Genomic DNA, 13734 nt, shown 5'->3' on the forward strand with positions numbered 1-13734 from the left:
ACCGCCTCACCCGGAGAAGGAGACCCGCGTGCGCAGTATCGGCAGAATCCGCGGATCCGCGCTGACGGCTGGGCTCACCGCCGCCACGCTCGTCCTGTCCACCCTGGTCGCCGGCCCCGCCGGGGCCGCCGAGCCGATCGACGATCCGGTCGTCGAGATGCCCGTCCAGTCCCGGCTGGGACTGGTCCTGAGCGAGTACGCCAGCTTCCCGCAGTCGTTCCCCAACCCGGCCCCCGTCGACCAGCGGTTGATGCGGACCGCCCGGATCAACACCATCATGGAGCTGCCCGACGGCTCCGGCCGCCGAGCCGTACCGGACCTCAACGGCAAGCTCTACCTGGTGAAGGACGGCGCGCCCCACGTCTACCTCGACGTGGCCGCCACCTTCGCGCCGCAGTTCTTCTCCGGGCGCGGGCTCGGCCAGGGCTTCGGCTACGTCGCGTTCCACCCCGAGTTCGGCAGCAACGGCCGGTTCTACACCATCCACACCGAGCAGGCGTCGCTGGCCACCAGGACGCCGGACCACGCGCAGGCCAACAGCATCTTCCACGGCGTGATCAACGAGTGGACGGCGACCGACCCGGCCGCCGACACGTTCGCCGGCAGCCGGCGCGAGGTGCTGCGGATCGGCTTCGCCGGCCAGGTCCACGGCATCCAGGAGATCAACTTCAACCCCACCGCGAAGCCCGGCCAGAGCGACTACGGGCTGCTGTACCTGGCGGTCGGTGACGGCGGCACCGGCGTGCGCAACACCGAACCGCAGAACCTGGGCATGCCGCACGGCAAGCTGCTGCGCATCGACCCGAGCGGCTCCAACTCCGCCAGCGGGCGGTACGGCATCCCGACGGACAACCCGTTCGTCGACCGGGCCGGCGCCCTGGGGGAGATCTACGCGGTCGGCTTCCGCGACCCGCACCGGTTCAGCTGGGACCCGGCCACCGGCCGGATGTTCCTCGGGCACATCGGCGAGCACGCCATCGAGGCGATCTACGAGGTGCGCGCCGGCGACAACTTCGGCTGGAGTGAGCGTGAGGGCGCCTTCGTCTTCAACAAGTCGGGAAGCGCCTGTGACAAGCTCCTCCCACTGCCGGCGAACGACGCCGAGTACGGCTACACCTACCCGGTCGCGGCGTACGACCACAACCCCGCGCCGGGCTGGAACTGCACCTCGGACGTCGGGGTGGCGGTGGCCGGCGGGTTCGTCTACCGCGGCAACGAGCTGCCCGCACTGAAGGGCAAGTACGTCTTCGGTGACCTCGTCGACGGGCAGATCCTCTACACCGAGGCGCAGGAGATGCGTCGCGGCCACGGTCTGGCCACGATCCACCGGCTGGCCCTGTTCAACACGGCCGGCACCCCCGTGCGGATGCAGGACCTCTCCGCGCCGGGCGCGCCCGGCAACCCGGAGCGGGTCGACCTGCGCTTCGGCACCGACGCGGCGGGCGAGCTCTACATCCTCGCCAAGGCCAACGGCAAGATCTGGAAGGTCACCGGCACCAGGGAGTTCGCCAGCGGCGACGTCGGCGGCACCAAGCTCCACAAGCCCTCCGGGCCGGACAGCTGGGCGCCGGTGACGCCGTCGAAGTGGCAGTTCGACAACGACGAGGTCATCCTCGCCGAGGCGGGCGTGAGCCGGCCGGGCCCGCGTCGTCCGTTCGAGTACGCGGTCGTCACCGACGGGCCGGAGTGGTCCTCGGCGGAGATCGAGGCGGACGTGCGGCTGGACACGCCGGTCGAGGTCAGCAACCGGGACGTGATCATCGTGTTCGGCTGGCGCTCGGACACGGAGTTCTACTACGCCCACCTCTCGACCGACAACACGATCCTGCCGCACAACGGCATCTTCAAGGTCAACAACGCCGACCGGCAGCGCATCGACTACCAGTGGAACGGCCGGTCGCGCGGCGCCAACCCGGCGATCGTCGACGCCGACTGGCACAAGGTGCGCGTCGTCCACCTGCCGGCCACCGGCGAGATCGCGGTCTACGTGGACAACAGCAAGGACCCGCTGATGACCGCGAAGGACACCACGTTCAGCTCCGGGCGGGTCGGCTTCGGCTCGTTCGACAACATCGGCCGGCTGCGTCACCTCACGGTGACCGGCAACCCGGCCTGAACCGGCCCGGCGGGGACGGCGGCGTTGCCGCCGCCCCCGCCGGCCAGCGGCAGTGTGCGGCACCCGGCGGACCGGGTGCCGGGGAACGACGCCTTACCTGGAGGGTGGGACGATGACGGCACGTGTCCCGATCGGAATCGTCATGAACGGCGTGACCGGCCGGATGGGCTACCGGCAGCACCTGGTGCGGTCGCTGCTGGCGATCCGCGAGCAGGGCGGCGTACCGCTGCGCGGCGGGGGCCGGCTCTGGCCGGAGCTCGTCCTGGTCGGGCGCAACGAGGCCAAGCTGAGGGACGTCGCGGCCCGGCACGGGCTGACGGACTGGACGACGGACCTGGGCGCCGCGCTGGCCCGCCCGGACGTCTCGATCTACTTCGACGCCCAGGTCACCAGCGAACGCGAGAAGGCCATCGGGCTTGCTATCGAGGCGGGCAAGCACATCTACACCGAGAAGCCGACCGCCACCACCCTCTCCGGCGCGGTCGACCTGGCCCGGGCCGCCGACGCGGCCGGCGTACGGCACGGCGTCGTGCAGGACAAGCTGCTCCTGCCCGGCCTGCGCAAGCTGGAGCGACTCGTGCGGGGCGGGTTCTTCGGCCGCATCCTGTCGGTGCGCGGCGAGTTCGGCTACTGGGTCTTCGAGGGCGACTGGCAGGAGGCGCAGCGCCCGAGCTGGAACTACCGGGCGGCCGACGGCGGCGGCATCGTGGTGGACATGTTCCCGCACTGGCACTACGTGCTGGAGCAGATCTTCGCCCCGGTCCGGGCGGTCACCGCGCACGTCACCACCCACATCCCGCGTCGATGGGACGAGGACGGCCAGCCCTACGACGCGACCGCCGACGACGCCGCGTACGCCATCTTCGAGCTCGACGGGGGCGCCGTCGCGCAGATCAACTCGTCCTGGGCGGTGCGGGTGAACCGCGACGAGCTGGTCGAGTTTCAGGTCGACGGCACCGAGGGCAGCGCCGTCGCCGGCCTGCGTCGCTGCCGCGTCCAGCACCGGGCCACCACCCCGAAGCCGGTCTGGAACCCGGACCTGCCGTCCACCGACGACTTCCGCTCCCAGTGGCAGGAGGTGCCGGACAACGAGGTGTACGACAACGGCTTCAAGGCGCAGTGGGAGATGTTCCTGCGGCACGTCGCCGAGGACGCCCCGTACACCTGGGACCTGTGGGCCGGTGCGCGCGGGGTGCAGCTGGCCGAGCTGGGCCTGCAGTCGGCGCGCCAGGGCCGGCGCGTCGAGGTGACGGAGCTGCGGTCATGAGCGAGCGTCAGCGAGCGAATCATCGGCCCAGGGCGCTGGTGCCTCATGACGGCACGGAGCGAAGCGGAGTGGCGGCATGAGCGCGAGGGTCGTCCTGCCCGACGGGCCGCTCACCCTGTCCGGCGCGGGCCGCGAACTCGCCACGCCCGGCGCCCGCTTCACCAACCGCGTCGCGTACGCCGCCGCCCACGTCGTCGCCGACCCGCGGGCGGAGAACGTCCCGGGCACGCCGGCGGCCGTGGACTGGGATGCGACGCTGGCCTTCCGGCGGCACCTGTGGTCGTACGGGTTCGGCGTCGCGGAGGCCATGGACACCGCGCAGCGGGGCATGGGCCTGGACTACCCGACCGCGCGCGAGCTGGTGCGCCGGTCGGCGGAGGCGGCCCGCGCCGAGGGCGGCGCGATCTGCGCCGGTGTCGCCACCGACCAGCTGCCGCCCGGCCCGGCCACCCTCGACGAGATCCGCAAGGCGTACGCCGAGCAGCTCGCCGACGTGCAGGACGCCGGCGCCCGGCCGGTGCTGATGTGCAGCCGGCACCTGGCCGCGGCGGCCCCGTCCGCCGACGACTACCTCGACATCTACGGCCGGCTGCTGGCCGAGGCGGACGGTCCGGTGGTGCTGCACTGGCTCGGTCCGGCCTTCGACCCGGCCCTGGCCGGCTACTGGGGTGCCGCCGACCCGGCGCGGGCCGCCGACACCGTGGTGGCGCTGATCGGCGCCCACCATGCCAAGGTGGACGGCATCAAGCTGTCGCTGCTCGACGAGGATTTCGAGGTCGCCCTTCGCCGGCGCCTGCCACCGGGCGTACGTCTCTACACCGGCGACGACTTCAACTACCCGGCCCTGATCCGGGGCGACGACGAGAGCCACTCCGACGCGCTGCTCGGCGTCCTCGCCGCCATCGCGCCTGCGGCCGCGGCGGCGTTCCGGGCGCTCGACGCGGGCGACGTGGCGACCTACGACGAGCTGCTCGCGCCGACGTTGCCGCTGGCCCGGCACCTGTTCGGCGCGCCGACCTTCTATTACAAGACCGGGATCGTGTTCCTCGCCTGGCTCGCCGGGCACCAGGACCACTTCACCATGGTCGGCGGCCTCCAGTCCGGACGGTCACCGGCGCACCTGGGCCGGCTGCTCCGGCTCGCCGACGCCGCCGGCCTGCTGCCCGACGCGGAGCTGGCCGCGCACCGGGCCCGGGCGTTCATGACCACGGCGGGGGTGGCGCAGTGAAGCGGTTCGCGCTCAACTCGGCGACCACCAAGCGGTGGCCGCTGCCGGAGCTGGTCGCCGGCTGCGTCGACGCCGGGGTCACCGGGGTGGGGTTGTGGCGCGAGGATCTGGCCGCGTACGGGGTCGAGCGGGCCGCCGCGCTGGTGCGGGACGCCGGGTTGACCGTCACCTCGCTGTGCCGCGGCGGCTTCTTCGAGGCCCCGGGGTGGCTGGACGAGAACCGGCGGGCGATCGACGAGGCGGCGGCGGTGGGCGCACCCGTGCTGGTGCTGGTCTCCGGCGGGCTGCCCGCCGGCAGCCGGGACGTCGACGCCGCCCGGGCGCACGTCCGGGACGCGATCGGCGAGCTGGTGCCGCACGCGGTCGCCGCGGGGGTCCGGCTCGCCGTCGAGCCGCTGCACCCGATGTTCTGCTCCGACCGGTGCGTGGTGGCCAGTCTCGGTCAGGCACTCGACCTGGCCGCGCCGTACCCGGCGGAGGCGGTCGGTGTCGTGGTCGACACGTACCACCTGTGGTGGGACGACCAGGTATGGACGCAGATCGCGCGGGCCGGTCGGGAGGGACGGATCGCCTGCTTCCAGGTCGCCGACTGGGTGACGCCGCTGCCGGCCGGGGTGCTGCTCGGGCGGGGGCTGCCCGGTGCCGGCTGCGTCGAGCTGCGCCGCTTCCGGGAGGCCGTGGACGCCGCCGGGTACACCGGCCCGGTCGAGGTGGAGGTCTTCGCCGAGGCGGTGTGGGCGCGGCCGGGCCGCGAGGTGCTCGACGAGGCGATCGCCGGCTACCTCACCCACGTGGCCTGATTCGGCCGGCCGCCCCGCCCGAGGGGCGGGGCGGCACGCTCACCGCACGCCGATGCGGGCGATGGGCTCGACCAGCTCCCGCTCCTCGTACGACAGGTGCGACAGCAGGGTGTCGCTGAGCAGGTCGACCGCGGCACGCAGCTCGGCCATCCCGTCCGGGACGGAGACGAACGCCACCAGGGCCCGGTCGACGCGCTCCAGGACGTCGTGGATGAGGTGGTGCTCCTGTTCGAGCCGGTCGATGACCGGGGCGAGCCGGGCGTCGCCGCGGCGCAGGTGCGGGAAGAGCGACCGGTCCTCGATGGTGTGGTGGGTGGTGACCACCCGGCAGTAGGACTCGCAGTAGGTGCCCAGGGTCCACTTGTTCTGCCGCATCGTCATGGTGTTGATGTGGGAGCGGGCCGTGCCGGCGTCGATCGTGCCGGCCGCCACCTGCTCGATCAGGTCGTAGATCTGCGCCAGTTCGGCGCGCAGCCCGTCGTGCACGTCGATGAGGTGCTGGCTGCTGGCCAGGTCGTGCGCCGTGTAGGTGCGGTCGGGGTCGCGTGCCGGGCCGGTCGGGCGGGCCGACTCGTCCCAGACCTGGATGTCGCTGCGGCGGACGCCCTCGTCGGGCGTCGGGACGACGGAGAAGGCGCCCCGGCCGACGGACGCGGGCCGGCCGGTCGCCGGCTGGGGTCCGGCGGGCTCCGCCGGTCGGGGCCCGGCCGCGGCGCCGGAGTCGGCCGAGCCGGCAGCGGAGTCGGCCGGAACGGCGGAGGAGGAGGAGCGCTCGCCGTCGACCAGCTCACGGACGGCGGGCGCCACCTCGGCGGCGAACCGGCGCAGGTCGTCGGGATCGTCGCTGCCGAGGATGAACGTGCTGATCCCGTCGGTCAGCGCGAGGTCCGCCAGTTCCTCGGCCCACTGCTCGGCGGGGCCGTGCAGGGGCCCGCGGCCGACGGTGGCGAACCGTCCGTTGATGTTGAGCAGTCGACGGATGTCGGCCGGCGACCGGCCGGCCTCCCGCGCGGCGTCGTCGATGATCGCGTTGCCCTTGGCGAGGTCTCCGGGCTGCAGGTACGCCAGCGACGGCAGCCAGCCGTCGGCCCGGCGGCCGGTCAGCGCGAGCATGCGGGGCTTGTACGCGCCGAGCCAGATCCCCACGTCGTGGGCGGGGGCGGGGCCGCGCTTCGCGCCGATCACGCGGTGGAACTCGCCGTCGACGCGGACGCCGCCCCGTGCGTCGGCGTCCCACGTCTGGCGGATGATCTCGATGGCCTCCTCGAGGGCCCGCACGCCCTGCGCCGGCGTGAGCCGTCGTCCGCCCATCGCCTCGATGGCGTCCCAGAAGGCACCCGCGCCCAGGCCGAGCTCGACCCGTCCGCCGCTGAGCAGGTCGAGGCTCGCCACGCTGCGGGCGAGCACGGCCGGTGGCCGCAGCGGGAGGTTCGTGACGTTCGCGGAGAGCCGGACCGTGCTGGTGCGGGCGGCGACGAAGCTCAGCAGCGTCCAGGTGTCCAGGAAGGCGGGCTGGTAGGGGTGGTCCTGGAACGTGACCAGGTCCAGCCCGACCTGCTCGGACAGGGCGGCGAGCGCCACGACCCGGGCCGGGTCGGCGTTGCCGGGCGTCAGGAACGACCCGAAGGTCAGCGGGTGGCCGTAGTCGCTCATCGAAGTCCTCCCGTGAAATGCTGTCGGACAGATGTTATGCCATGCAGAACATCTGCTGCCAACAAGGTCTGTCCGGCTCAGCTATTCTCGACGGATGACCGGTGCGACGGCGGCCCACCCACGGCCGGACCCGCTCGACGACGACCTCGGCTGGATGCTGGGCGTCGTCTTCCGCGCCTACGTCAGGGCCGCCGAACGGGCGCTCGACGACATACCCGGTGGCCCCCGGGGCTACCAGGTGCTCACGGCGGCGGTCCGGGAGCCGGTCCGCAACCAGGGCGCGATCGCCGAGGAACTCGGCATCGACCGGACCGTGCTCACGTACCTGATCGACGACCTGGAGCGGCGTGGCCTCGTGGTGCGCCGGGCCGATCCCGCCGACCGCCGCAGCCGCCTCGTCTGCGCCACCGACGAGGGCCGGGTCGCGTGGCGGGAGCGCCAGCAGGCTCTGCGCCACGTGGAGTCGCACCTGCTCGGCACCCTCGATCCCGCCGACACGACGACGTTCCGGACGCTGCTGCAGCGCGTCGCCTGCGCGGCGCAGCGCCTCGACCCGCTGACCGACCTCTGCGAGGCGGTGGCGGAGGCGCGCCCGACCGACGGCGACCCGTCCCCGGAGCGCCCCGGAGCGCGGCGGAAACCCTGAGGTCGACCGTTGTCAGGCCGGCGGATCGCCGCCGGCCCGGACCGCTCAGGAGGCCTGCTCGTCGGCCCGGTCGCGGGGCGGGAACGCCAGGGCGAGGGTGAGGTCGAGCACCGTGGCCGGGTCGTGAAGGCGGTCCCCGTACAGCTCGCGGAGCTTGCCCATCCGGTAGCGCACCGTCTGCGGATGCACGAACAGGTCGGCGGCGACGTCGTCGCGGCGGCCGTGGTGCAGCAGCCAGGAGCGCAGCGTCTCGGCGAGGCGGTCGGCCGTGGTCGGCGGTAGCGCCGCCAGCGGCGCCAGCACCCGGGCGCGCAGGTCGGCGAGGCCCTCCGGGTCCATGCCGAGCAGCAGTTCGGCGAGGTGCGCCTCGGTGTCCAGCGGCGGCCCGTCGTCGGCCGGGAGCAGCCCGAGCGCCAGGGCGCGGGTAGCCCGCTGCCAGGAGTACGTCACGCGCATCCACGGCCGGGCCGGGCCGAGGACGGCGCGGCGGCCGTGCAGCGTCCGGGCGACCTGCCGCCGCCGGTCGCCGTGGGCGTCGGGGACGAGCAGTACGGCCAGCTCCTCGCCGGGCCCGGCGCCGGGCAGGTCGTCGCCGCTCTCCAGGGTCTGCGCCGGCAGCAGCGCGAGCGCCGCGCGCAGGTTCGCCCGGGGCAGGAGTACGACGGTGAGCGTCTGCGGCGGTGGCCAGTCGGCCCGTTCGGCGCTGCGCAGCAGCACGTCCTCGGCCGCGCCGGTGATCAACTGCTGGGCGAGGCGTTCCAGGTTGCGCCGGCGGGCCCGACCAGCGCTGGTCAGTTCGTCGGTGTGCCCGGCGACGCTGGCGGCGGACAGCTCGTCGATGTAGGCGAACATCAGCTCGGCGAACTCGGCGACGGTCGCCGCCGGCAGCCCGCCGTGCACCGCGATGGTGGACATCTCCCGCCAGGAGACCCGGGCCCCCACCCGGTACGCGGCCAGCAGCGCGTCCATGCTCCGCCCCGAGCGGGCCTCCCCGCTGCCAAGGGCGTACGCGGCCTCCAGCGCGGAGACCAGGGGGGTGCTCGGGTCGGGGCCGTGGGAGCGTTCGACGAACTGCAGGAAGGTGCCGAGCGCGACCTGCACCGCCGTCTCGATCTTGTCCCGCATCTGGCCGGTGAGGGCGCCCGAGTAGCCGGGCACCTCGGCGGTGATCGCGGTGACGGTCCGCTCGGCGAGCAGCGGCAACCGGTCGCGCAGCGCGCCGGCCACCCGCTCGTCGAGGGCGAGCCGGGCAGCCCGGCGGGTCGCCTCGGAGCGATCCGGCACGATTGTTCCTCCCGAACAAACCGACGGGCCCGGTTCACCTTCGCGGGCCAAGAATTTATGCCATTGTGCCGCGACCATCGGGATATGACCACCACCGTCCCGCGCCCACCCGCGACGGCGTCCCTGCGGCGCCGGTTCCTGCGGCTCGCCGCGGCGGTCACCACTCCGCTGCTGCCCGACGACTACCTCGACCTGGTCGCCCCGCTGCGCTCCGGCGCCGACCTGCGGGGCCGGATCCTCGCGGTGCGGCCGGAGACCCCGGACGCGGCGACCGTGGTCGTGCAGCCGGGGCGGGACTGGCAGGGGCACGTCCCCGGGCAGTACGTCCGCCTCGGCGTGGACGTCGACGGCGTACGGCAGTGGCGGGCGTACTCGGTGACCTCCGCCCTCGGCGGCCGCCGGGACCCGATCGCGATCACCGTGAAGGCGGTACCGGACGGGGTGGTCAGCAACCATCTCGTCCGGCGGGCCCGGCCCGGCACGATCGTGCAGCTCGACCAGGCGACCGGCGACTTCGTCCTGCCCACGCCGGTGCCGCCGCGCGTGCTGTTCGTGACCGCGGGCAGCGGGATCACGCCGGTCATGGGGATGCTGCGCGGCGGCGCCCTCGCCGGCGCGGACGTCACGCTCGTGCACTCCGCGCCGACACCGGCGGACGTGATCTTCGGCGCGGAGCTGCGGGACCTCGCCGCCGCCGGGGCGCTGCGGCTGGTCGAGCGGCACACCGACCACGACGGGATCCTCACCACCGCCGACCTGGCCGACCTGGTGCCCGATCACCTCGACCGGCAGACCTGGGCGTGCGGCCCGGTCGGGCTGCTCGACGCCCTGGAGGCGCACTGGGGGGCCGCCGGCCACCCGGAGCGCCTGCACACCGAGCGGTTCCGGCCGACCGTCATCTCGCCCGGCGAGGGCGGCACCGTCACCTTCGGCCGGGCCGGCGTGACCGTGACCGCCGACGGCGCCACGCCGCTGCTCGACGCCGGTGAGGCGGCCGGTGTGCTGATGCCCTCGGGCTGCCGGATGGGCATCTGCTACGGCTGCGTCCTGCCGCTGCGCCAGGGCGCGGTCCGCGACCTGCGCAACGGGACGCTCACCACGGCGGTCCCCGGCGACGGCGTCCTCATCCAGACCTGCGTGTCGGGGGCGGCCGGCCCCTGCGACATCGACCACTGACCGGAGTGCCCACGTGACCGTCATCCAGCGCAAGCCCGTCAACCCGATCGCCCACCTCACCGCCGAGGACATCGAGGTCATCGGGAAGGAACTCGACGCGATCCGGGACCGGGTCCTCGCCGACCGGGGTGAGCGGGACGCCGCATACATCCGCAAGGTCATCTCCACCCACCGCAAGCTCGAGCTCGGCAGCCGGGTGGTGCTGCTCTTCTCGCTCTTCCCCCCGGCCTGGATCGTCGGCACCGCCGGCCTCGCCGTGGCCAAGATCCTCGACAACATGGAGATCGGGCACAACGTCCTGCACGGCCAGTGGGACTGGATGCGCGACCCGAAGATCCACTCGACCACCTGGGAGTGGGACCACGTCTCCCCGCCCGACCAGTGGAAGCACTCGCACAACGAGCTGCACCACCGCTACACCAACGTGGTCGGCAAGGACAACGACCTCGGGTATGGCATCATGCGCGTCGACGAGGACCAGCCCTGGCACCCGGTCTACCTGGGCCAGCCGCTGTGGAACTTCATCAACGCCTGCTTCTTCGAGTACGGCATCGCCGCGTACGACCTGGACCTGGGCCGCAACCTGAAGGACGGCCGGCACCGGGATCCGGAGTTCCGGGCCCGGGCCCGCGCCGTCGGCCGCAAGATCCGCCGCCAGGTGCTGAAGGACTACGTGCTGCACCCGCTGCTGTCCGGGCCGTCCTTCCTCAGCACGCTTGCCGCCACGTTCACCGCCAACCTGATCCGCAACCTGTGGAGCCACTCGGTGATCATGTGCGGGCACTTCCCCGAGGGCGTGGAGACCTTCGAGAAGACCTCGATCGAGGGCGAGACGCGCGGCGAGTGGTACCTGCGGCAGATGCTCGGCTCCGCCAACATCAGCGGCAGCCGGCTGCTGCACCTCATGACCGGCAACCTGTCGTTCCAGATCGAGCACCACCTCTTCCCGGATCTCCCCAGCAACCGCTACAAGGAGATCGCCCCGGAGGTGCGGGCGCTGTTCGACCGGTACGGCCTGAAGTACACCACCGGCTCGCTGCCGAAGCAGGTTGCCTCCGCCTGGTGGAAGGTCATCCGGCTCTCGCTGCCCAACCGTCGTCAGCGGGGACGGGCCGAGGACCGCCCGACGCCGGCCCTCGCCCCCACGGGCGCCTGAGCGACGTCGCCGCGTCAGCGTCCCCACAGCCTGGCGAGGGCGGCGGCGCTCCGGTGACCACCGTGGTGGGTCAGGCTAGTGCAGCCCGCTCGGCGGCGTCGTCGTACAGCTTCTCCAGCCGGCGGGTCTGCTTGTGCAGGTCGAAGCGGTCCTCGACGTGCCGGCGGGCCTCGCGTCCGAGCCGCTGACGCAGGTCGTCGTCGGCGAGCAGCCGGGCGATGTTGCCGGCCAGCGCGGCCCGGTCGCCCTCCGCGCCGAGCAGGCCGCTCTCGCCGTGGACGACAGCCTCCGGGATACCGCTGTGGTGCGTCGCCACGACCGGCAGGCCGAGGCTGGCCGCTTCGAGGATGGTGGTGGGCAGCCCCTCGCAGTCGCCGTCCGCCGCCGTCTTCGACGGCGCCGCGAGCAGCTTCGACTCCGCGAGGTGACGGGTCACCGCCTCCGGCGGCTGGGCGCCGAGGAAGGTGGCGTCCAGGTCGAGCTGCGCGGCGCGGGCCCGTAGCGGCGCCTCCAGCGGCCCGCTGCCGACGAACAGCACCCGCGGGCGCCGGGGCCGCAGCAGGCCCAGCGCCTCCACCAGGTCGTCGACGCCCTTCTTCTCGACGAGGCGACCGACGAACGCCACGTCCCACACCGGTGGCGTGGCCGCCGGCAGGGGTGGCACCGGTACGCCGGTGTGGTGCACGCGGACCTTCGCCGGGTCGGCGCCCAGGGCGACCGCGCGGTCGCGGATGAACTCGCTGACCGCGACCACGAGCGTGGCCCGGTCGAACGCGACGCGCAGGTGGCGGCGCTGACGGGCCCCGCGCAGGCCGGGCAGCGCCGGCTGTCGGGTGACGTCCTGGCCGTGCACGGTGATGACGAGGGGAATGCCCAGGTCGGTGGCGATGCGGCTGATCAGCCACCCGTCGCCGCCGAAGTGTGCGTGCACCAGCGCCGGGCGGAGCCGTCGCAGCAGCCGGGTGAGTCGGGGCGCCCGGCCGGTCGCCTTCAACGCGAGCAGGTCCCGGCGGTCCCGCGCGGAGTCGCCGAAGGCGATGACGTCCGTGTCCCGGGACAGCGGCGAGGTCACCTTCACGGCGCCCAGGTAGCTGGGGTGCCAGGTGGTCAGAGCGTCGGCCTGGTTGCGGATGAACGTCTCGGAGCCGGGCAGCAGGTGGCTGCGCCAGATGACGACGCGCGGCGGGTTCTCGGTGCGGGTCACGGCTGCCGGTTCAACGCCTCGGTCCGGGTGGGCGTGGTCACCGGGGGGACCTGCGCGGCGACGGTGCGGTCGGTTGTCCCCGCCGGGGCGGCCGGGCGACGGCGACGCCGGTCGAGGATCCGGTCCCGCAGGGTGTGCCGCAGTTGCGGCGTGACCAGCCAGATCTGGAGGTACGTCAGGTAGTCGATGGCGCTCGGCGCGCCGTTGCGACGGGCGTCGGCCAGCAGGAGCCGGAACACCGCCGGGCTGCGCGTCGTCGCCGCCATCGAGGCGATGACGCTCATCGCGATCGCCGCGTACGCCTTGGGCGTGAGCAGCGGCCGGGTGGCGCGCAGCCACTCCAGCTGCGCCGCCCAGGGCGAGGAGAGGCTGATGCGGGGCCGGTCCTCGTCCTGGTGCCACAGCACGAGCGGCTCGGGCGCCATCAGCAGCCGTACGTCGTCGTGCGCGAGGGCCCGCAGCGTCCAGTCCAGCTCCTGCTGCCGGCGCAGGCCGACGGCGAACGGGACGCGGCGCAGCAGCGCGGTGGGCGCCATGATCGTGGAGGTCTGGATGAAGCCGTCGCCGTGGAAGAGGCCTCGCCGCACGGTGAGGTACTCGCAGATCGGCTCGCCCGGCCGCGGCAGCCGGCGCGGCAGCACGAACTCGGCGCGCGGGGTGCGGTTCACCAGGCGGCTGGCGACGATCGGGGACGCGACGGTCGCGGTGGCGGCGAGCGCGAGCTGCACCTCCAGCTTGCGGGGCAGCCACTCGTCGTCGTCGTCGAGGAACGCCGTCCAGCGGGCGCGGGCAGCCTGGACGCCGACGTTGCGGGCGTTCGGCGCGCCACTCCGCTCGGGCAGCGGCAGCACACGCAGGCGCGGGTCGGGGATCGCGGCGAGGGCGGCTTGCGTGTCGGCGTCCGCACCGTCGACCACGACGATGACCTCGATCTCCGCCACCGACTGGGCGAGGGCGCTGCGGACCGCGCGGGTCACCAGGTCCGGCCGGTCGCAGGTCGGGATGACCACGCTGACGTCAGGTGTACTCGACATGAATACCCGCTTACGCATTGATTGCGGTTTCCCCGCGAACCGGCGAATGGGCGACGCCGGATGCCGGTCGAGGCTTTGTTCATGACCTAACCGACCAAAGGGAAAACGCCGGTAAGGTGAAGGTGACCAGAGCGTATACGGCCGGGAATCAGCTCGTGGCCGAATCGGCG

11 protein-coding genes are annotated in these 13734 nt (G+C 73.4%); 7 read left to right on the forward strand and 4 right to left on the reverse strand.

Annotated elements, in window-relative coordinates:
• Window positions 1-28 precede the first annotated feature (28 nt).
• From ACTMS0_RS21105 to ACTMS0_RS21120, 4 genes are all read left to right on the forward strand, one after another.
• Window positions 29-2116 carry a PQQ-dependent sugar dehydrogenase gene (locus ACTMS0_RS21105; protein WP_441156959.1) on the forward strand — a complete coding sequence of 696 codons (2088 nt, stop codon included), beginning with the start codon at window positions 29-31 and terminating at the stop codon, window positions 2114-2116.
• 112 nt (window positions 2117-2228) lie between these two features.
• Window positions 2229-3383 (forward strand): Gfo/Idh/MocA family protein, encoded by a 1155-nt coding sequence (locus tag ACTMS0_RS21110; protein WP_441156960.1) that lies wholly within the window; start codon window positions 2229-2231, stop codon window positions 3381-3383.
• 76 nt (window positions 3384-3459) lie between these two features.
• Window positions 3460-4611 carry a DUF993 family protein gene (locus ACTMS0_RS21115; RefSeq protein ID WP_441156961.1) on the forward strand — a complete coding sequence of 384 codons (1152 nt, stop codon included), beginning with the start codon at window positions 3460-3462 and terminating at the stop codon, window positions 4609-4611.
• Window positions 4608-5411, forward strand: a complete 804-nt coding sequence (locus ACTMS0_RS21120; RefSeq protein ID WP_441156962.1) for a sugar phosphate isomerase/epimerase family protein — start codon at window positions 4608-4610, stop codon at window positions 5409-5411. Before ACTMS0_RS21115 ends, ACTMS0_RS21120 begins: the two co-directional genes overlap by 4 nt.
• Before the next feature lie 39 nt (window positions 5412-5450).
• Here the strand turns inward: ACTMS0_RS21120 and ACTMS0_RS21125 are convergent, their stop codons facing one another.
• On the reverse strand, window positions 5451-7064 hold the full coding sequence (locus ACTMS0_RS21125; protein WP_441156963.1) for an LLM class flavin-dependent oxidoreductase: 1614 nt from the start codon (window positions 7062-7064) through the stop codon (window positions 5451-5453).
• Window positions 7065-7158: 94 nt separating this feature from the next.
• On the opposite strand from ACTMS0_RS21125, the gene ACTMS0_RS21130 reads away from it, so the two are divergent.
• Window positions 7159-7710, forward strand: a complete 552-nt coding sequence (locus tag ACTMS0_RS21130; RefSeq protein WP_441156964.1) for a MarR family winged helix-turn-helix transcriptional regulator — start codon at window positions 7159-7161, stop codon at window positions 7708-7710.
• A gap of 45 nt (window positions 7711-7755) precedes the next feature.
• On the opposite strand, the gene ACTMS0_RS21135 is transcribed toward ACTMS0_RS21130, so the two are convergent.
• Entirely contained in the window at window positions 7756-8994 is a 1239-nt protein-coding gene (locus ACTMS0_RS21135; protein WP_441156965.1) for a PucR family transcriptional regulator, read from the reverse strand.
• A gap of 84 nt (window positions 8995-9078) precedes the next feature.
• Here ACTMS0_RS21135 and ACTMS0_RS21140 point away from each other — a divergent pair, with 84 nt between their 5' ends.
• Window positions 9079-10170 carry a ferredoxin reductase gene (locus ACTMS0_RS21140; RefSeq protein ID WP_441156966.1) on the forward strand — a complete coding sequence of 364 codons (1092 nt, stop codon included), beginning with the start codon at window positions 9079-9081 and terminating at the stop codon, window positions 10168-10170.
• Between the two features lie 13 nt (window positions 10171-10183).
• Window positions 10184-11326: a fatty acid desaturase family protein gene (locus ACTMS0_RS21145; protein WP_441156967.1), complete on the forward strand. Its 1143-nt coding sequence runs from the start codon at window positions 10184-10186 to the stop codon at window positions 11324-11326.
• A 70-nt stretch (window positions 11327-11396) separates the two neighbouring features.
• On the opposite strand, the gene ACTMS0_RS21150 is transcribed toward ACTMS0_RS21145, so the two are convergent.
• Window positions 11397-12530 (reverse strand): glycosyltransferase, encoded by a 1134-nt coding sequence (locus tag ACTMS0_RS21150; RefSeq protein ID WP_441156968.1) that lies wholly within the window; start codon window positions 12528-12530, stop codon window positions 11397-11399.
• Complete coding sequence (locus ACTMS0_RS21155; protein WP_441156969.1) at window positions 12527-13564, reverse strand: glycosyltransferase family 2 protein; 1038 nt, start codon at window positions 13562-13564, stop codon at window positions 12527-12529. Before ACTMS0_RS21155 ends, ACTMS0_RS21150 begins: the two co-directional genes overlap by 4 nt.
• Between the last annotated feature and the right edge of the window lie 170 nt (window positions 13565-13734).

It is taken from the genome of Micromonospora sp. H33, assembly GCF_052068455.1.
Lineage (GTDB): Bacteria > Actinomycetota > Actinomycetes > Mycobacteriales > Micromonosporaceae > Micromonospora.